This is a genomic window from Blastococcus sp. HT6-4 (assembly GCF_039679125.1).
GTDB classification, from domain to species: Bacteria; Actinomycetota; Actinomycetes; order Mycobacteriales; family Geodermatophilaceae; genus Blastococcus; species Blastococcus montanus.
In genome coordinates this window covers 3,523,697-3,542,366 of the sequence record NZ_CP155551.1, presented here as the reverse complement: position 1 = coordinate 3,542,366, position 18,670 = coordinate 3,523,697, and the positions used below count along the sequence as shown (strand labels likewise).

Sequence of the window (18,670 nt, the reverse complement as noted above, 5' to 3'; positions counted from 1 at the left end):
CGGGCCGTCGCCGAGGGCGACGGCAGGCGGTTGCGAGACCGGTCAGGACCCCCGGGCGGACGAACCGCGATCAATTCGATTGACCGGCTCTCGGCGGTCGCCATAGTGTCCCGACGCACGAACGACGCACCCCGTCGCGAGCCCGGCCGTCCGGCCGGGACGCGGAGACAGGAAGGAGGGGGCATCCCGATGACCAGCACGACCTGGACCTCTGCTGCCTCCACCGACCTCTTGGTGTCCGGCGGCGTCGACGTGCGCACGGGTGGCCTGATCATGGCTGGTCCCGCCGCTCAGCACGAGGGCACCGGTCTGCCCACCGCCGCGTGCGCCGGCGTCGGCTCGGCCACCGGGGTCGTCGGTGGAGCCGTCGGCACGGGCGCGTCCCGCGTCGCCTCCGCCCTCGACCGGCGCCCGAAGTCGCCGAGCATCGCCGAGCGCTTTCTCGCGCCCACCTACCTGCCCCAGAACGACGGCACCACCCTCGGGATCCGATCTCCGGGGAGACCGCTGAGCTAGCTGCTCGCCGGTCCTCCTCGAGGCCGCGGAACCCGAATCCCGGGATCCGCGGCCTCTTTCTCTTCCTCCGCGGCACCCGGCCCCGACCTCGGTCGGCGGACCCCCGCCGGCCGTACCCGACGAGTACGAGGAGGAGCGGCAGTGCAGCAGACGATCGACCGCCCGACGTCCCATCGCCGACCCGGGCTCCCCCGGACCGGCGCCGCGCCGCGGAGCAGCACCCCCCGGAGGCCGCGGACCCCGCTGCCACCGGCCCCGGTCCGGCGCCCCCTGCCCTGCCGGGTGGAGGACCCCGAGCTGTGGTTCGCCGAGAGCCCGGCCCAGCTGGAGCTCGCCAAGAGCTTCTGCACCGACTGCCCGGTCCGGACGTCCTGCCTGGCCGGGGCGATCGACCGCGCCGAGCCGTGGGGCGTCTGGGGCGGGGAGATCTTCGAGCGGGGGGCCGTCATCGCCCGCAAACGGCCACGTGGCCGTCCCCGCAAGGTCGTCGCCGCGTGAGCCCGCGGCCATCGACGGCACGTAGTCAGGCATCCAGCAGCCCGGCGCTCCCGCCGGGCGACCGATCGAGGGAACCAGTCATGTACATGCTCGAACACCAGCTGGCCAGCAGCCGCCTGCACGAGCTGCAGACCGAGGCGATGGCCGCGTCCCGCGCCCGGCGTCTCTACCTGGCACGACGGGCCGCGCGCCGGGCCGAGCGCGCGGTCCGGCGGGCCGCCCGCGCCAGCGCCGCCGTCTACTGAGCACATCGCGGTCCTCGGGACCGCACCGCCCCCCGGAGCGGTGCGGTCCGGAGGACCCGGCTCAGTCGGCGAAGCCGGGGAGCCACTCCTCGAGGACGGCCCGCCAGTCGGCGGCCGCGTCGAGCTGGCACAGCACGCCGATCGAGCCCATCGTCACCCGGTGGATCAGCAGGTAGGCCGGCGGCAGGTTGAGCTGGCGCCCCAGCCGATTGGCGTCGGTGCGCGGATCGGCGATCCGGGCCGCCTGCTCCTGCATCCAGGCACGGGTGAAGCGGAAGCGCTCCACGGCGACCGGCTCCAGCAACGGGCGCAGGTAGTCGAGGACGCTCTCCGGGTCGACGTCGATCCCGGGGCGGACGAAACCCTCCGCCCGCAGGTCCTCCAGCACCTCGGCCGCGCGTCCGGCCAGCGCCCAGCGCAGCAGCCGGCCGATGGGCTCCGGATGCCCGTCGGGCAGTCGCGCGGTGGCCCCGAAGTCGATGACACCCAGCCGCCCGTCGGGCAGCAGCCGGAAGTTGCCGGGGTGCGGATCGGCGTGCAGCAGCCCCGCCCGCTGCGGTGCGGAGAAGTGCAGGAGCGCGAGCAGCCGGCCGGCGCGGTCGCGGTCCTCCCGGCTGCCGTCGGCGATCACGCGGGAGAGCGGCGTGCCGTCCTGCCACTCCGACACGATGACCTTCGGTGCGCTCGCCACCACCCGCGGGACGGCGATCTGCGGATCATCGGCGTAGGCGGCGGCGAACCCGCGCTGGGCGTCGGCCTCCAGCCCGTAGTCGAGCTCCTCGACGACCCGTGCCTTCAGCTCGGCGATCAGCGGCTTGATGTCCAGCCCGGGGAACAGCGACGTGAACAACCGGGCGAACACGGCCAGCTGGTTGAGATCGCTCATCAGCGCCGTCGCCGCGCCCGGGTACTGGATCTTCACCGCGACGTCGCGGCCGTCGCGCCAGGTGGCCCGGTGCACCTGCCCGATGCTGGCCGCCGCCGCAGGCGCGTCGTCGAACTCGCGGAACCGCTGCCGCCAGGTGCCGCCGAGCTGCTGGGCCAGCACCCCGTGCACGGTGCGCACCGGCATCGGTGGAGCCTCCGCCTGCAGCTTGGTCAGCGCCTCGCGGTAGGGAGCCGACATCTCCTCGGGCACCGCCGCCTCGAACACCGACAGGGTCTGCCCGAGCTTCATCGCGCCGCCCTTGAGCTGGCCGAGGACGGCGAACAGCTGCTCGGCGGTGCGCTGCTGCAGTTCGGCGTTCACCGTGTCCGCGGACTGGCCCGACAGCCGCTTGCCGAAACCGAGGGTGGCCCGGCCCGCGGCCCCCAGAGGCAGCGATGCCAGGCGCGCGCTCCGCGCGACCGACCCCCGTGGCATCACCGGTCGCTCGTCACTCACGCGTCCTCCTCGCCGGCGTCCGGGAATCCTCGCGCCGTGTCGTGTGCGGTGAGCCCGTGAGCTCGCTCAGCGGCCATTGTGGCCTGCTCCGCGGGGGTCGCGCCGGGAGAAGCCCGGAAGGGGCCGTCCGGACCCGCTGCGGCGCGTGCCGCCACCCCGCACCCGCAGGCCGCGTGGGCCGACCACCGGCGCAGGCTGGGGAGCAGGTCCGGCGGGCGCAGTTCCACGGCGCCCTCGAGGGTGACGGGCGCGCCGCCGTCCTCTAGGTACGCCAGCACCTGGCCCGCGGCCAGCAGCGCGGTCAGCAGGCAGGTGAGCGTCGCGCCGCTGGGCGGGGCCTCGGTGGCCGTCAGCTGGGCCGCGAGCCGGGGCCAGCGCCTGTCCGCGTCCCGGCGGTGCAGGTCCGCGCAGTGCAGGCAGCCGGTGGCCCCGGGCACGACCAGTGGCCCCACGACGCCGGTCTCGCCGCGCACGGTGGCCACCAGGTGCGCACCACCGGTGCCCGTGACGAGCGGGTCCGACGCCGCCCACGGCCGCGCGAGCACCGTGAGGTCCGGCCCGAGCCCGGAGGGCAGCGGCCCGAGATCGGTGAGGGGGCTCGCCCGGCGGACCGCGTCGGCCGCGGCCGATGCGCGTGGGCGCCCCTCGTCGGCAGCGGTGAGCCCGCCCACCACCGCGTCGGCGGCCGTGACCACGCCGGAGTCACGCACCACCACGCGGCCCACCCCGCTGGCGGCCAGCACCGCCGCCAGCGGGGTGCCCACCCGGGTCGCCCCCTCGACGACCACGGTGGCCTGCCGGCGCGCCCGCCAGGCCGAGCCGTGGGGGGGCGACGGCGCCCGGGCGGCGGCCGGGAGCTCCACCGCGGCCCGGGCGGCCGCCGCCGGACCGGTGCCGATGGCCAGCAGGTCCGCGGCGGCCAGATCGGTCAGCAGGCCGGCCGTCCGCAGGGCGTCGAGCGCCGCGTCGACGAGACCGGGGTCCAGGCCCTCCCGGGCGGCGTCGGCCCGGACGGCGCGCTGCGACCGGCGGCCGTCGAGCCCGCGCAGGAGCGGAGCCAGCGCCGCGCCCGGGTGGAGGAGGAGCCCGTCGGTGCCGTCGACCCCACCGACCTGCACGGTGCCGTCGGCGACGAGCAGCGGCGTCGCCGCGGGCAGCAGGGGATGGGCGCTGTCGCTCACCCCGGCAGGGTGGCACCCGCCCGGCGCCCCACGGGCCGCCGTCCACAGGCTCCCCGACGACGAACGGCGGCGTCCCGCAGCGGGACGCCGCCGTCTCGGCCCTCGGGAGGAGGGCGGAGCGCTCGTTCAGGCCTTGCCGAGGATCCGGTTCATCTTGGTGCCGCAGACCGGGCAGGTGCCCTGCGCCATCCGGCGGCCGGACTCGCTGACCTTGACCTCGCCGTCGAAGTCGCGCTTCTCCTTGCACTTCACGCAGTAGCCGTTGTAGCTCTCCGCCACGGGTTCTCCTCGTCTCCGGGGCGCCGCGGCTCGCACGCCGGGCGCCGTTGCGCGAGAACGCTACCCGTGCCGGGCGCTGCTGACGCCCGTCGAGGCGGCCCCCGTGTGCGCGCAGCGCCAGGGTGGCGACGCCGCGTTCCCCACAGCTGTGGACAACCCTGTGGACGCGATGGGGACGACCAGGCGTGTCGCTGTGCGGAACCCGGGGACGGAGCGGGGACGGCGGCCCCCGACGAGGTCGCCGGTGCGCCCCCGAGCAGTGCGGATGCCTCCGTCCGGGTGTGGACGGCGGGCTCCCGCGACGCTCTCGTCACCGGGGAGAGCGGCGTCGATGTCCACCGTCCGTGCGACCTCCACCCGAGCGGGTGCCTCCTCGCGGGCGCGAGGCCGGGAACGTGTCCTACGGTTCCCCCGTGCCCCGAACGACTCGCGACGCAGCGGCCCTGCCTGAGCCGGGGGACGGCGACGTCGTGGAGGTCCGGCGCAGCTCCCGCCGACGACGGACCGTGACCGCCTACCGGGAGTCCGGGCGCACGGTGGTGCTCATCCCGGCGGCCTTCAGCCCGGCCGAGGAGCAGCGCTGGGTGGCCCAGATGGTGGCCAAGCTGCGCATCCGCGAGGAACGCCGCAAGCGCTCGCTCGGTGGCGACGCGGAGCTCATGGCACGGGCGCGGGCCCTGTCCGCGGCGCACCTCGACGGGCTGGCGGAGCCGGCGAGCGTCCGCTGGGTCGACAACCAGCACCGGCGCTGGGGCTCGTGCACGCCGGCCGACCGCACCATCCGGCTGTCGAGCCGGCTGCAGTCGATGCCCGAGTACGTCGTGGACTACGTGCTGGTGCACGAACTGGTGCACCTGCTCGAGCCCGGGCACGACGAGCGGTTCTGGGCGCTGGTCGCGCGCTATCCCCGGGCCGAGCGGGCCCGGGGCTTCCTCGAGGGCGTGGAGCTCGCCGCGACCGCGGGCGCGGCCGGCGAGGAGCCGGTGTCCGACCTCGACGACTGAGCGGCCCTCAGCCCTCCCCGCCCTCCTCGCGCCGGATGGGCCCGTCGGACCCGTCGGAGTCCTGCCCGCCCGTCGACGGCTCCGCGTCGTCGGCGTTCAGCTCGGCCAACTCCTGGTCCATGCCTTGACGGGCGACGAAGTCGAGCGGCTCGTCCAGGTCGTCCGACGTCGGCAGCAGGTCCGGGTGCGACCACAGCCGGTCGCGGTCGGTGCTGCCGTGCTGCTGGCCCATGGCACCCCAGACGGTGGCCGCGTCACGCAGCCGGCGGGGCCGCAGCTGGAGGCCCACCAACGTGGCGAAGGTCTGCTCCGCCGGGCCGCCCGAGGCGCGTCGGCGGCGCATGGTCTCGGCCAGCGCCGCGTGGCCCGGCAGCCGGTCGGCAGCCGCGGCAGCGACGACGGTGTCCACCCAGCCCTCGACCAGCGCCAGCAGCGTCTCCAGCCGGCGCAGCGCCATCTGCTGCTCCGGGGTCTCCTCCGGCTCCAGGACGCCGCTGCCGAGGAGCTGCTGGATGCTCTCCGGGTTGCTCGGGTCGATGCCTCCCTCCATCCCGGACATCGCCTCGGTGAGGCCGCGCTCGATCGCCTCGCGGTCGATGGTGATGCCGCGTGCGTAGGCGTGCACGGCGTCCTGCAGCTGCTGCCGCAGCCAGGGGACGTGCGCGAACAGCCGCTGGGAGGCGGCCTCGCGCAGGGCCACGAACAACCGCACCTCGTCGGCGGGGCGGTCGAGCCCCTCGGCGAACGCGGCCAGGTTCTGGGGCACGAGGACGCCGGTACCGGCCGGGGCCAGTGGCAGCCCGACGTCGGTGCTGGTGAGCACCTCCTCGGCGAGCTTGCCCAGCGCCTGCCCGACCTGGGCGCCGAACATCAGCCCGCCCATGCGGCCCATGATCCCGGCGACCGGCCCGAACGACATGGCCGCCTCCTGGGGGAGCGCGCTGGTCATCGCCGCCACCACCCGCTCGGCCAGCGGATCGATCAGGGCGCCCCAGGCGGGCTGGGTCTGCTCGACCCACTCCACCCGCGACCACGCGGCGGTCCGATCGATGCCCGAGGGCATTTCGGTGACCTGGTCGAGCCACAGATCGGCCAGCCGGAGCGCCTCGGCCGCCGCCGTGCGCTCGGCCTCCGACGTCGGCTGGTGCCCGGGGGCCAGCTGGCTGATCGCCGACTGCCGGGCGAGGTCCCAGTTGACCGGGCCACCGGACCAGTTCATCAGCTTCTGCAGCTCGGCGAACAGCGGCATCTTGCCGAGCACGTCCTCCGGCGACCCGCCGCCGGCGAGCCCTCCGAAGAGCGCGCCGAGACCGAACGGGTCGCCACCTCCCTGGTCGCCTGCGCGCCCGGGCTCACGGCGCTCGGGGTCACGGTCGGGAGGGCCGAAGCCGAACGGGACGTCGCTCATGGGTCCACGGTAGACGCGTGATCTTCGGTCCGGGAGCCAGGCGCTGCGCCGACAGCGGACGCCGCCGCGGTGCGGCGGCGCCCAGGTCGGCGACCTAAGCTCGCGCCTCGTGACCCGTCGGATCGCCGTCCTCAGCGTGGGCGCCGTGCTGCTGCTGGTGTTCGGTGTGCTCGGCACGAGCGTCCCCGTGCCGTACGTGGCGCAGGTGCCCGGCCCGACCTTCGACACCCTGGGCGAGGTCGACGGCGAGCCGATCATCGAGCTCCAGGGGCGGGAGCGGAACGACGTCGAGGGCCAACTCACCCTGACCACGGTCGGCGTGAGCAGCCGCGGGCTGAGCCTGGTGCAGGCGGTGCGCGGCTGGTTCGACGACGAGGTGAGCGTCGTCCCCGAAGAGGCGGTGTACCCGCCCGACCGCAGCGAGGAGGAGACCCGCGAGGTCAACCGGCAGGCCTTCGTCACCTCCGAGCAGGCCGCCGAGAGCGTCGCGCTCGGGGAGCTGGGCTATCCCGAGAAGGTGGTCGTGCGCGCCGTGGTCGAGGACTCCCCGTCGGAGGGGAAGCTCGAGGAGGGCGATGCGATCGAGACGGTCGACGGGCAGCCGGTGCCCGACTCGGCCGTGCTGGCCGAGGTGCTGGCCGACATCCCGCCCGGCACCCCCGTGACCGTCGGGTACACGCGGTTGGGGGAGCCGGGGACCACGACGATCACGACCCGCGCCGCCGAGGACCGCGAGGGCTCGCTCCTCGGCGTCTCCGTGCTGGACCAGCCGGCGGCGCCCTTCGACGTGGACATCAACGTGGCCGACGTGGGCGGGCCCTCGGCCGGCCTGATGCTGACCCTCGGCATCCTCGACCTGGTGGGGGACGACGACCTCACCGGCGGCGCGGTGGTCGCGGGCACCGGCACGATCGACCTCCAGGAGAACGTGGGGCCCATCGGCGGGATCGCCCTGAAGATGGTGTCCGCGCGCGACATCGACGCCGAGCTGTTCCTCGTCCCGGCCGCCAACTGCGCCGAGGCCGTGGCCGCCGGGACCGGCGTCCCGACGGCGCGGGTCGCGACGCTCGACGACGCCCTGGACGCGCTGGCCGACCTGCGCGCCGGTCGGACCCCGGAGAGCTGCTGACCCCACCGACACCCCTCCGACCGGCGGAACCTGGCGGTCGGGAACCCCGTGCCGTCCGGTGCGTTGTCCTGAACGCCGGGACACATCCGGTGGCGCACCACCCGGCCCCCGCGGTCGATCGTTCCGTGGCCCGCAAGGCCACACCTGCAACTGAAGGAGCCCGCTCGTGGCCATGCGGCCCCCCGTGCCGGTACCGACCCTGTCGCGGCGCGCGAAGCTGGTCATCGGCGCCATCGCCGTGCTGCTGGTGCTGTTCACCGTCGTCGGGACGCTCACCAACGTCTACGTCGACTTCCTCTGGTTCGAGGAGACCGGGTACACCGAGGTCTTCTGGACCGAGCTGCAGAGCCGCGCCCTGCTGTTCGCCGTCGCCGGGGTGGCGACCGGTGGCCTGACCGCGCTGGCCATGTACCTGGCCTACCGGTTCCGGCCCACGTTCCGCCCCATGTCGCTGGAGCAGCAGAACCTCGAGCGCTACCGGCAGTCGCTGGAGCCGCGGCGCGGCCTGGTGCTCACCGGCGTCGCCGTGGTGCTCGGCCTGTTCGCGGGTTTCACCGCGCAGGCCAACTGGGAGACCTGGCTGTCGTTCCGCAACAGCACCGACTTCGGCCGGACCGACCCGCAGTTCGGCATCGACCTGTCGTTCTTCGTGTTCGAGTACCCCTTCTACCGGCTGCTCCTCGGGTTCGGGTTCGCGATCGTCATCCTGGCGCTGATCGGGTCGCTGCTCACCCACTACGTGTTCGGCGGGCTCCGGCTGCAGACCCCCGGCCAGAAGCTCACCCCCGCGGCGCGGGTGCAGCTCTCGGTCCTGCTGGGAGTGTTCGTGGCCCTCAAGGCGGTGGCCTACTGGCTGGACCGCTACGGGCTGGTCTACTCGAACCGCGGTGAGGTGTTCACCGGCGCCAGCTACACCGACGTCAACGCGCTGCTCGTGCCGAAGACGATCCTGGTGTTCATCGCCGCGGTGTGCGCGGTGGCCTTCTTCGCCAACGTCTTCTTCCGCAACTTCCTGCTCCCGGCCGTGGCGCTGGTGCTGCTCCTGGTGTCCAGCCTGGTGATCGGCGTGGCCTACCCGGCCATCGTCCAGCAGTTCGTCGTCAACCCGAGCGCCAACGAGCGGGAGGCGCCCTACATCGAGCGGGCCATCGACTCCACGCTCGATGCGTACGGGCTCTCCGAGGTCGACTACGTCGACTACGCGCAGGAGACCACCGGCAGCGAGGTCGACCCCGAGGTCGCGCTGGCCGAGCTGCGCAACGACACCGAGACCATCCCCAACGCCCGCCTGCTGGACCCCAACGTCCTGTCCGACACGTTCACCGCGCGCCAGCAGATCCGGAACGTGTACGGCTTCCCCGAGAAGCTGGACATCGACCGGTACACGATCGACGGCGAGACCGGCGACTACGTGGTCGCCGTCCGCGAGCTCAACAGCGCCGGGCTGTCGGAGAACCAGAGCAGCTGGATCAACCGGCACACCGTGTACACGCACGGCAACGGCTTCGTGGCCGCGCCGGCCAACGAGGTGGTCGCGGGAACCGAGGGTGGGGAGCCGAACTTCACCACCCGGGACCTGCCCGTGCGCGGCGACATCGAGGTCGAGCAGCCGCGCGTGTACTACGGCGAGCTGATGGAGGACTACTCGGTGGTGGGCGCCCCCGAGGGAGCCGAGCCGCGGGAGTTCGACCTGCCCGAGGGCGGCTCCGAGGACCGCCAGATCAACAACACCTACGACGGCGAGGGCGGCGTCGAGATCGGCAGCTTCTTCCGGCAGCTGACGTTCGCCATCTACTACCGGGAGCGGAACTTCCTGCTGTCCAGCGCCGTCAACGACGAGTCGAAGGTGCTGTACGTCCGCAACCCGCGCGACCGGGTGGAGAAGGCGGCGCCTTTCCTCCAGATCGACGGCGACCCGTACCCCGCGGTCGTCGACGGCCAGATCCTGTGGCTCCTCGACGGCTACACGACGTCGGACTCCTACCCCTACGCCGAGCAGATGCAGCTGGGGGAGGCCGCGGCCGACGCGCTGACCGGGACGGGCACCACCGCCCTGCCGAACGAGACCTTCAACTACATCCGCGACTCGGTGAAGGCCACGGTCGACGCCTACGACGGCACGATCACGCTGTACGCCTGGGACGAGGAGGATCCGGTCCTCCAGACGTTCATGAAGGCCTTCCCCGGCGTGGTCGAGCCGCGCAGCGCGATGAGCGAGGAACTGGTCAGCCACATCCGGTACCCGGAGGACCTGTTCAAGGTGCAGCGGGACATCCTCACCCGCTACCACGTCGACGACCCGATCACGTTCTACGAGGGCAGCGATCGGTGGCAGATCCCGGACGACCCGACGCGGGACATCGAGGAAGACCAGCCGCCGTACTACATCCTCGCGCAGCGGCCGGGTGACGAGGAGGCCAGCTTCCAGCTGACCAGCGCGCTCAACGCGTTCCAGCGGGACAACCTCTCGGCGTTCGTCTCGGCGTCCAGCGCGCCCGACACCTACGGCGAGATCCAGGTGCTGCAGCTACCGGGCAACACGCCGTTCCGTGGTCCGCAGCAGGTGCAGAACTCGTTCACGACGAACAACCAGGTGCGACCCGACCTCACCCTCTTCGAGAGCGAGAACTCGAACGCGGTCTTCGGCAACCTGCTGACCCTGCCGATCGGCGACGCCGGGCTCCTGTACGTCGAGCCGCTCTACGTGGAGGGCGCCGGGGACAGCGGCTTCCCGCTGCTCCAGCGGGTGCTGGTCAACTTCGGTGACCGGATCGGCTACGCCAACACGCTCGCCGAGGCGCTGGACCAGGTCTTCGGCGACGGCGCAGGGGTGGTCGCGTCGGACGCCGACGGGGTGCCGACCGAGGTGGAGGAGGGGGAGGACAACCCCGGCGTGGAGCAGCCGGCGGATCCGACCGACGTGCCGATCCCGCCGGATGGCGAGGAGGGCTTGCCGGTCACGCCCGACATGGAACAGGCCGTGGGCGACATCAACGCGGCTCTGGCGGCGCTCGCCGAGGCGCAGCGCGCGGGCGACTTCGCCGGCCAGGGCCAGGCCCTGGAGGACCTCCAGTCCGCGGTGGACGCCTACCAGGCGGCGCAGCAGGCAGCTGCCGGGGAGTGATCGCCCGGTGGGGCCGGTGGGTGTTCCACCGCCGGCCCCACCGGCCTGGTAGCGTGGAGTTGCGACGCGGGGTGGAGCAGCTCGGTAGCTCGCTGGGCTCATAACCCAGAGGTCGCAGGTTCGAATCCTGTCCCCGCTACCACCACGAGAGCCCGGCCCCCCAGGGGCCGGGCTCTCGTCGTCGGTGGGTGCGGGCCGGCGGCCGCCGCGTCAGACCGTGCTGAGCCGGTCGTCGACGCCCGGGCGGGCGTCGGCCCGGTCGCCGGCCCGGCGGGCACTCCCGGTGCGCCGGTACGGCGTCGGCCGTGGGCGGGTCGGTGCCGCGGAGCCGAGCGGGTGGGCCGGCGGCATCGCGGACGCGGCCGTGCCGGCGGCGGTGCGTGCCCGCGGCGGGGCGAGCGCGTGCGCCGGCGCGCGCGGCCGGCTGGTCAGCGCCGGGAGGAGGGTGTGCGGACGCGTCCGGTCCTCCTCGGGGGCGCCGGGTGTGCCCGCGAGGGGCCGGGCCGGCGGCGCGGGGAAGGGCTCGCGGCGCGGCGGGTGCGCCGGGTCGGGGAGCCGGAGCTCCGCGAGGTCCTTCCACGTCGAGTGCCGCAGCCCGTCGATGGTGCACCGCACCCGGGCCGCCACCCGGCCGTCGGTCGTGTGCCGCCAGCCCAGCAGTTCGCCGGAGTACCAGATGCCGCGGTGGTGGATCTCCACCGGCTGCGGGTCGCCGACGAACCTGCTCGCCGCCACGTCCTCTGCCACGAGCCGGACTCTAGGTGCGGGACCGGAGCCGCCCGCGAAGGCGCGCTCCGGCACGGGGCTCCGGTGCACCGGTGCGTCACACGGTTCACAGGCGTCCGCCCCCGGCCGGATCCGCCGTCGGCCCGCGATGCCGGGCCGGCGCCGGTCGGGGGCCGTGGGCCTTCTCACGCCGTGAGGCATGCACGCCGGAGCGTGAGCCTGCATGCTGGTAGATCGTGCCCGGGACCGTCCGTCCCGGGCGTTCGTGTGCCCGGCCACCGCCGGCAGCCCCTGCAGGAGGATCCGCACCCGTGCGAAGAACATCCGTCGTCTTCTGGGCCTCGCTGGCCGTCGTGCTGCCCGTCGTGCTGTGGGGGGCGGTCGCGCCGGAGGCGCTGGACTCCGCGGCCGGGACGGCACGGGCCTTCGTCGTCGACCGGTTCGGCTGGTTCTACCTGCTGACCGCGACCATCGTGCTCGTCGCCGTGATCGTGGTGGCGGCCTCCCGATGGGGGCGGGTCCGGCTGGGCCGGGACGACGACCGCCCCGAGTACAGCACCCGGGCCTGGTTCGCGATGCTCTTCAGCGCCGGGATGGGCATCGGGCTGGTGTTCTGGGGCGTCGCGGAGCCGGTGGCGCACTTCCTCACCCCGCCGACGGCCGAGCCGGGGACCACGGAGGCGGCGCGGGACGCGCTGCGGTACTCCTTCTTCCACTGGGGACTGCACCCCTGGGGCATCTACGCCGTGCTGGCGCTGGCCCTCGCCTACGCGCGGTTCCGCCGCGGCTGGAAGGCGACCATCAGCGGCGCGCTGCGGCCGCTCCTCGGCGACCGCGTCGACGGGCCGCTGGGCGCCGCGGTGGACACGATCGCCGTGGTCGCCACCGTGTTCGGTGTCGCGACGTCGCTCGGCCTGGGTGCCGCGCAGATCAACGGTGGCCTGACCTCGCTCGACGACGGCATCGCCATCGGGCCCGCCGTGCAGCTGACGATCATCGCGGTCGTCACGGTCCTGTTCCTGATCTCCGCGCTCTCCGGCATCAACCGTGGGATCAAGTGGCTGTCGAGCGCCAACGTCGTCCTCGCCGTGGCGTTGTTCGCCTTCGTCCTGTTCACCGCGTCGTCCGGCCGGCTCGTGGGCGCGTTCACCACGACCATCGGCAGCTACCTCGCCGAGCTCCCCACGATGAGCCTGCAGACCGGTCCGTTCGACGTGCAGCGGTCGGAGTGGATCAACGGCTGGACCGTCTTCTACTGGGCGTGGTGGATCTCCTGGTCGCCGTTCGTGGCGACGTTCATCGCCCGCATCTCCCGCGGGCGCACCATCCGCGAGTTCGTGGTCGGGGTGCTGGCCGTTCCCACGCTGGTGAGCGGCCTGTGGTTCTCCGTGTTCGGTGGCGCCGGGATCCTCGCCGAGCAGGACGGCGCGGAGCTCGCGGGCCAGCCGACCGAGTCGCAGCTGTTCGCCCTGCTGGACACGCTGCCCGGTGGGCTGGTGGCCGGCATCGGGGCGATGATCCTCATCGTCACCTTCTTCGTGACCAGCGCCGACTCCGCCACCTTCGTCCTCGGGTCGCTCAGCAGCCGCGGTGGGCAGGACCCGGCGCGCGTGGTGAGCGTGATCTGGGGTCTGGTCATCTCCGCCTCCGCCGCCGTGCTGCTCGTCAGCGGTGGGCTGGGCGGGGTCCAGACCGCGTCGATCGTCGCCGCGTTCCCCTTCGCGATCGTGCTGCTGCTGGTACTGGTCTCGCTGGTCAAGGCCCTGCGCGAGGAGCCGACGGTTCCGCGCCCGGACCGAGGTGTCGGGACGGCGCCGGTCGCGACGCCGTCGGGCGACGGGTCGGCCGCCGGGTCCACGGTGGCGGCGCCCGCGACGACGGGCACGTCGAGTCCGTCCTGATCCACGGCCGTCCCGCGTGGCCGCTGCCGGCCACGCGGGGCGGCGGCGGCCCTCGCCCGGATGAGGTACCGTGGGCCTACCGACGCGGGGTGGAGCAGCTCGGTAGCTCGCTGGGCTCATAACCCAGAGGTCGCAGGTTCGAATCCTGTCCCCGCTACGACCCGCAGCGCATCGCTGCAGCACAGAGGCCTCACCGGCCCCGGAAACGGGCCGGTGGGGCCTCTGTCGTCGGTGGGCCGCCATGCACGGCTGTGCCGCCCGATTCTTCCCGGCCCCGTGGTTTCCCGAGGTCGAACGGGGTAGCGCGACGAGGGACGGTGCAACCAACGGGAGGGTCTCCCCATGAGCCAGACTGTCGCCGACGTGCTGCTGGACCGCCTCCGCGAGTGGGACGTCGAGAAGGTGTTCTCCTATCCCGGCGACGGGATCAACGGCATCCTCGAAGCGTTCGGGAAGCAGGACGGCCTGCAGTACGTCCAGTCCCGCCACGAGGAGATGTCCGCGTTCGAGGCGGTGGGGTACGCGAAGTTCACCGGCCGGGTGGGGGTCTGCATGGCCACGTCCGGGCCGGGCGCGATCCACCTGCTCAACGGGCTCTACGACGCCAAGCTCGACCACGTGCCCGTGGTCGCGATCGTCGGGCAGACCGATCGGAGCGCCATGGGCGGCTCCTACCAGCAGGAGGTCGACCTGCTGTCGTTGTTCAAGGACGTCGCGCACCACTACGTGCACGTGGTGAACACCCCCGAGCAGCTCCCCAACGTGATCGACCGCGCGATGCGGATCGCGGCCGCCGAGCACGCGCCGACCGCCGTGATCATCCCGGCCGACGTGCAGGAGCTGGAGTACAGCCCGCCGACGCACGAGCACAAGATGGTGCCCTCCAGCAGCGTGCACACCTCGACTCCCACGGTCGTCGCGGACGACCCGTCGATCCGCGCGGCGGCCGACCTGCTCAACAGCGGGAGCAAGGTCGCGATGCTGGTGGGCCAGGGGGCGCGCGGTGCCCGCGCCGAGGTCATCGAGGTCGCCGACCTCCTCGGTGCCGGCGTCGCGAAGGCGCTGCTCGGGAAGGACGTGCTGCCCGACGACCTGCCGTTCGTGACGGGGTCGATCGGGCTGCTGGGTACCCGCCCGACCTGGGAGATGATGGAGAACTGCGACACGCTGCTGACGGTCGGATCGAACCTGCCCTACAGCGAGTTCTTCCCCGAGTACGGCCAGGCCCGGGGCGTCCAGATCGACCACGACGCGAAGTTCATCGGGATGCGGTACCCGTACGAGCTGAACCTCGTGGGCGACGCCGCCACCACCCTCCGCGCGCTGATCCCCCTGCTGGAGCGCAAGTCCGACCGCTCCTGGCGCGACGGCATCGAGGACGGCGTCCGGCGCTGGTGGGAGACCATCCACATGCGCGCGATGACCGACGCGGACCCGATCAACCCGATGCGGCTGTTCTGGGAGCTCAACGACCGGATGCCGGGTAACGCGATCATCACCGCGGACTCCGGGTCGGCGGCCAACTGGTACGCCCGGCACCTGCGGTTCGGCCCCGACAACCGCGGCTCGCTGTCGGGCACCCTGGCCACCATGGGCCCGGGCGTCCCCTATGCCATCGGGGCGAAGTTCGCCCATCCGGACCGGCCCGCCATCGCCTTCGTCGGGGACGGCGCGATGCAGATGAACGGGATGGCGGAGCTCATCACCGTCTCCCGCTACTGGCAGCAGTGGAGCGATCCGCGGCTGGTCGTGGCCGTCCTGCACAACAACGACCTCAACCAGGTCACCTGGGAGATGCGGGCCATGGGCGGCTTCCCGAAGCTGGCCGAGTCGCAGACCCTGCCGGACGTCTCCTTCGCGAACTTCGCGGCGGGGCTGGGGTTCGAGGCGATCACCGTCGACGACCCCGACCAGATCGGTCCCGCGTGGGACCGGGCGCTGGCGGCGGGCCGGCCGGCGGTCCTGGACGTGCACTGCGACGCGAACGTCCCGCCGATCCCGCCGCACGCGACCCTGGAGCAGATGACCGAGACCGCGAAGTCGCTGTTCAAGGGCGACGAGGACGCCTGGGGAGTGGTCAAGACGGGGGCCAAGACCAAGATCCAAGAGTTCCTCCCGCGTCGGAGCTGACCGATGGCGGTCACCGACCTCCCCCCGCCCACCAGCAGGCCGCCGGACCCGGCCGGGCCCGACCGGGTCGACGTCGCGGGCCTGGAGGCGGACCTGCGCCGCCGGGTCGACGGCGGCGTCCGCTTCGACACCGGCACCCGTGGCGCGTACTCCACCGATGCGTCGAACTACCGGATCCCGCCCCTGGGCGTGGTGGAGCCGCGCACGGTGGAGGCCGCCGTTGAGGCGGCCGCGGTCTGCCGCGAGCACGGCGTGCCGCTCCTGTCGCGGGGCGGGGGCACCAGCCTGGCCGGCCAGACGACCAACGCCGCCGTCGTCCTCGACTGGAGCCGGTACTGCAATCGCCTCGTGTCGGTCGACACCGACCGGCGGACCTGCGTCGTGGAGCCGGGCATGGTGCTCGACCACCTCGACGCGCGGCTCGCCGAGCACGGGCTCACCTGGGGGCCGCAGCCGGCGACCCACTGGACCTGCACCGTCGGAGGCATGCTCGGCAACAACGCGTGCGGCTCCTCGGCGCAGGTGTACGGCAAGGCGGTGGACAAGGTGTCCCGCCTGGAGGTCCTGCTGGCCGACGGCACCCGGATGTGGGTCGGCCCGACCACCGACGAGGAGTACGCCGGGATCGTGACGGCGGGTGGCCGCCGGGCGGAGGTCCACCGCGGGCTGCGCGAGCTGCGGGACCACTACCTGGGGGCCATCCGGACCGGCTTCCCCCGGATCCCCCGTCGCGTGTCCGGCTACAACCTCGACGCGCTGCTGCCCGAGAACGGCTTCGACGTGGCCCGCGCGCTGGTGGGCAGCGAGGGCACGCTGGTGACCGTGCTGCGTGCGGAGCTGCAGCTCTCCGAGCTGCCGCAGGCCCGGCGGCTGGCGGTGCTCGGCTATCCCGACGTCGTCGCCGCCGGCCGGGAGGTCGCCCGGGTGCTCCCGCACCGGCCGCACCGGCTCGAGGGCGTCGACGAGGTGCTGCGCCGCAACCAGGACGAGCTCGGCATGAACCCGCGGGCGCTGGAGAAGCTGCCGGAGGGTCACGGCTGGCTGCTGGTCGAGCTGGCGGGGGACGAGGACGAGCTGGACGAGCGGATGGACCGGCTGGTCGAGGACCTCCGGTCCGCGCCGGAGCCGCCCGACGTCCTGGTGCTCAGCGATCCGACCGACCAGGCGGACATGTGGTCCTTCCGCGAGTCCGGACTGGGCGCCACCGCCCACCCGCCCGACGCCCCGGACACCTGGCCGGGCTGGGAGGACTCCGCCGTCGCGCCCGAGCAGCTGGGCGACTACCTCGCCGACCTCCGGGAGCTGCTCGGCCGGCACGGCCTCACCCCCTCATCCCTCTACGGCCACTTCGGCCACGGGTGCGTGCACCTGCGCATCCCGTTCCCGCTCGGCGCACCCGGCGGAGAGGGGACGTACCGGTCGTTCCTGGAGGACGCCACCGAACTGGTCACGCGGTACGGCGGGTCGATGTCCGGCGAGCACGGCGACGGCCAGGTGCGGGGCGAACTGCTGCCGCGCATGTTCGAGCCGGAGCTGATCGAGGCGTTCGGCCGGATGAAGGCGCTGCTGGACTCCGAGGACCGGATGAACCCGGGGAAGGTCGTCGCGCCCTACGCGCTGGACGAGCACGTCCGGCTCACCGCGGACTACCCGGCGTGGGAGCCCGAGGCCACCTTCGCCTACCCGGAGGACGAGGGGTCCTTCGCCCACGCCGCGGCGCGCTGCGTCGGCGTCGGCAAGTGCCGCGCGTCGCTGGAGGCATCCCCCGGCGCGGTGATGTGCCCCAGCTACCAGGCCACGGGCGACGAGAAGCACTCCACCCGCGGGCGCGCGCGCCTGCTGTTCGAGATGCTGCGCGGTGACGTCATCCGGGACCGCTGGCGCTCGACCGCCGTCCGCGACGCGCTCGACCTGTGCCTGGCCTGCAAGGGCTGCCGGAGCGACTGCCCGGTCGACGTCGACATGGCGACGTACAAGGCGGAGTTCCTGTCGCACCACTACGCGGGCCGGGTGCGCCCGCGGACCCACTACACCCTGGGCTGGCTGCCGCTGGTCGCCCGCGTCGGCGCGCTGGCGCCGCGGGTGGTCAACGTGCTGACCCAGGCGCCGGGGCTCCGCACGGTGGCCAAGGCGGTCGGCGGGGTGACCCCGGAGCGCGACCTGCCGCTGTTCGCCCCGCAGCGCTTCACCTCCTGGTACCGGGAGCGGGGACCCCGCGGGACGGGGGAGCGCGGCGAGGTGCTGCTCTGGCCCGACACCTTCACCGAGTTCTTCCAGCCGCACATCGGCGAGGCGGCGGTGACGGTGCTGGAGGACGCCGGCTTCACCGTGCGGATCCCGGACCAGGAGCTGTGCTGCGGGCTGACCTGGATCTCCACGGGCCAGCTCGCGACGGCCTCCCGCGTCCTCCGCCGGACGGCGGGTGCCCTGGCGCCGGCGCTGCGCGAGGGGATGCCGGTGGTGGGGCTGGAGCCCAGCTGCACGGCGGTCTTCCGGTCCGACGCGCCGGAGCTGCTCCCGGACGACGCGGACGTCCGGCTGCTCGCGGACCGGACGCGGACCCTCGCCGAGCTGCTGGGCGAGCGCGCACCGGACTGGGCGCCGCCCCCGGCGGACCGCGCGGCCATGGTCCAGACCCACTGCCACCACCACTCGATCATGGGCTTCGACCAGGATCGCGAGCTGATGCGGAAGGCCGGGTTCGACGCCGACGTGCTGAACTCGGGCTGCTGCGGGCTGGCCGGGAACTTCGGCTTCGAACGCGGTCACTACGACGTGTCGATGGCCTGCGCCGAGCAGGCTCTGCTGCCGGCGGTGCGCGAAGGCGACGCGCAGACGGTGGTGCTGGCCGACGGTTTCAGCTGCCGCACCCAGGTCGAGCAGGCCGGCACCGGCCGTCGGGGCGTCCACCTGGCCGAGGCGCTCGCCGGTCTGGTGACCGGTGCGCAGCTCGGGGACAACCCGGAGCGGGTGCTGGCACCGGCTCCGCGCCCACCTGGCCGGACGGCGCAGGCGGTGGCGCTGGCGACGGCCGCCTGCGCCACCGGCGCCGTGGTGACCGGCGCGGTCACCGCCGTGCGACGCGCACTCGCCGGCCGCTCCGCCGGCTGACCGGCCGACGGCGACACACCTTCCGAGAGAGGAG

At 73.6% G+C, this 18,670-nt stretch carries 14 protein-coding genes and 2 tRNA genes; 11 read left to right on the top strand and 5 right to left on the bottom strand.

Annotation, left to right across the window (positions count from 1 at the left end):
• The first annotated feature begins 189 nt into the window (after positions 1-189).
• From ABDB74_RS16865 to ABDB74_RS16855, 3 genes are all read left to right on the top strand, one after another.
• Positions 190-516 carry a hypothetical protein gene (locus ABDB74_RS16865; RefSeq protein WP_346619914.1) on the top strand — a complete coding sequence of 109 codons (327 nt, stop codon included), beginning with the start codon at positions 190-192 and terminating at the stop codon, positions 514-516.
• 282 nt (positions 517-798) lie between these two features.
• The gene (locus tag ABDB74_RS20750; protein ID WP_407062134.1) at positions 799-1,014 is read left to right on the top strand and encodes a WhiB family transcriptional regulator; all 216 of its coding nucleotides are present in this window, start codon (positions 799-801) and stop codon (positions 1,012-1,014) included.
• An 80-nt stretch (positions 1,015-1,094) separates the two neighbouring features.
• The gene (locus ABDB74_RS16855) at positions 1,095-1,259 is read left to right on the top strand and encodes a hypothetical protein (RefSeq protein ID WP_346619912.1); all 165 of its coding nucleotides are present in this window, start codon (positions 1,095-1,097) and stop codon (positions 1,257-1,259) included.
• Between the two features lie 61 nt (positions 1,260-1,320).
• On the opposite strand, the gene ABDB74_RS16850 is transcribed toward ABDB74_RS16855, so the two are convergent.
• From ABDB74_RS16850 to ABDB74_RS16840, 3 genes are all read right to left on the bottom strand, one after another.
• Positions 1,321-2,643: an AarF/ABC1/UbiB kinase family protein gene (locus ABDB74_RS16850; protein WP_346619911.1), complete on the bottom strand. Its 1,323-nt coding sequence runs from the start codon at positions 2,641-2,643 to the stop codon at positions 1,321-1,323.
• The gene (locus ABDB74_RS16845) at positions 2,640-3,824 is read right to left on the bottom strand and encodes a ThiF family adenylyltransferase (protein ID WP_346619910.1); all 1,185 of its coding nucleotides are present in this window, start codon (positions 3,822-3,824) and stop codon (positions 2,640-2,642) included. The genes ABDB74_RS16850 and ABDB74_RS16845 overlap by 4 nt, the downstream gene beginning before the upstream one ends.
• A 126-nt stretch (positions 3,825-3,950) precedes the next feature.
• On the bottom strand, positions 3,951-4,103 hold the full coding sequence (locus ABDB74_RS16840; protein WP_012950213.1) for a DUF5679 domain-containing protein: 153 nt from the start codon (positions 4,101-4,103) through the stop codon (positions 3,951-3,953).
• Positions 4,104-4,516: 413 nt separating this feature from the next.
• On the opposite strand from ABDB74_RS16840, the gene ABDB74_RS16835 reads away from it, so the two are divergent.
• Positions 4,517-5,107 (top strand): M48 family metallopeptidase, encoded by a 591-nt coding sequence (locus ABDB74_RS16835; protein ID WP_346619909.1) that lies wholly within the window; start codon positions 4,517-4,519, stop codon positions 5,105-5,107.
• Positions 5,108-5,114: 7 nt separating this feature from the next.
• Here the strand turns inward: ABDB74_RS16835 and ABDB74_RS16830 are convergent, their stop codons facing one another.
• Positions 5,115-6,515: a zinc-dependent metalloprotease gene (locus ABDB74_RS16830; protein ID WP_346619908.1), complete on the bottom strand. Its 1,401-nt coding sequence runs from the start codon at positions 6,513-6,515 to the stop codon at positions 5,115-5,117.
• A gap of 109 nt (positions 6,516-6,624) precedes the next feature.
• Here ABDB74_RS16830 and ABDB74_RS16825 point away from each other — a divergent pair, with 109 nt between their 5' ends.
• From ABDB74_RS16825 to ABDB74_RS16815, 3 genes are all read left to right on the top strand, one after another.
• Positions 6,625-7,644 (top strand): PDZ domain-containing protein, encoded by a 1,020-nt coding sequence (locus ABDB74_RS16825; RefSeq protein WP_346619907.1) that lies wholly within the window; start codon positions 6,625-6,627, stop codon positions 7,642-7,644.
• A 172-nt stretch (positions 7,645-7,816) separates the two neighbouring features.
• Positions 7,817-10,768, top strand: a complete 2,952-nt coding sequence (locus ABDB74_RS16820) for a UPF0182 family protein (RefSeq protein WP_346623906.1) — start codon at positions 7,817-7,819, stop codon at positions 10,766-10,768.
• 65 nt (positions 10,769-10,833) lie between these two features.
• Positions 10,834-10,910: transfer RNA gene (locus ABDB74_RS16815), tRNA-Met, on the top strand.
• A gap of 68 nt (positions 10,911-10,978) precedes the next feature.
• Here ABDB74_RS16815 and ABDB74_RS16810 read toward each other — a convergent pair.
• Entirely contained in the window at positions 10,979-11,515 is a 537-nt protein-coding gene (locus ABDB74_RS16810) for a hypothetical protein (protein ID WP_346619906.1), read from the bottom strand.
• 290 nt (positions 11,516-11,805) lie between these two features.
• Between ABDB74_RS16810 and ABDB74_RS16805 the strand changes: the two genes are divergently transcribed.
• The 4 genes from ABDB74_RS16805 (at position 11,806) to ABDB74_RS16790 (ending at position 18,636) form a co-directional block, all read left to right on the top strand.
• Positions 11,806-13,395, top strand: a complete 1,590-nt coding sequence (locus ABDB74_RS16805; RefSeq protein ID WP_346619905.1) for a BCCT family transporter — start codon at positions 11,806-11,808, stop codon at positions 13,393-13,395.
• 83 nt (positions 13,396-13,478) lie between these two features.
• Positions 13,479-13,552 (top strand) — tRNA-Met (locus ABDB74_RS16800).
• Positions 13,553-13,737: 185 nt separating this feature from the next.
• Positions 13,738-15,525, top strand: a complete 1,788-nt coding sequence (locus ABDB74_RS16795) for a thiamine pyrophosphate-requiring protein (RefSeq protein WP_346619904.1) — start codon at positions 13,738-13,740, stop codon at positions 15,523-15,525.
• Positions 15,526-15,528: 3 nt separating this feature from the next.
• Positions 15,529-18,636 carry an FAD-linked oxidase C-terminal domain-containing protein gene (locus tag ABDB74_RS16790; RefSeq protein ID WP_346619903.1) on the top strand — a complete coding sequence of 1,036 codons (3,108 nt, stop codon included), beginning with the start codon at positions 15,529-15,531 and terminating at the stop codon, positions 18,634-18,636.
• Positions 18,637-18,670: the final 34 nt, after the last annotated feature.

What these genes read in the sequence shown, in the direction of transcription:
- ABDB74_RS16855 (WP_346619912.1), top strand. Translation starts at nt 1,095, where the DNA reads ATGTACATGCTCGAACACCAGCTGGCCAGCAGCCGCCTGCACGAGCTG.
- ABDB74_RS16795 (WP_346619904.1), top strand. Translation starts at nt 13,738, where the DNA reads ATGAGCCAGACTGTCGCCGACGTGCTGCTGGACCGCCTCCGCGAGTGG.
- ABDB74_RS16790 (WP_346619903.1), top strand. Translation starts at nt 15,529, where the DNA reads ATGGCGGTCACCGACCTCCCCCCGCCCACCAGCAGGCCGCCGGACCCG.
- ABDB74_RS16830 (WP_346619908.1), bottom strand. Translation starts at nt 6,515, where the DNA reads ATGAGCGACGTCCCGTTCGGCTTCGGCCCTCCCGACCGTGACCCCGAG.
- ABDB74_RS16865 (WP_346619914.1), top strand. Translation starts at nt 190, where the DNA reads ATGACCAGCACGACCTGGACCTCTGCTGCCTCCACCGACCTCTTGGTG.
- ABDB74_RS16820 (WP_346623906.1), top strand. Translation starts at nt 7,817, where the DNA reads ATGCGGCCCCCCGTGCCGGTACCGACCCTGTCGCGGCGCGCGAAGCTG.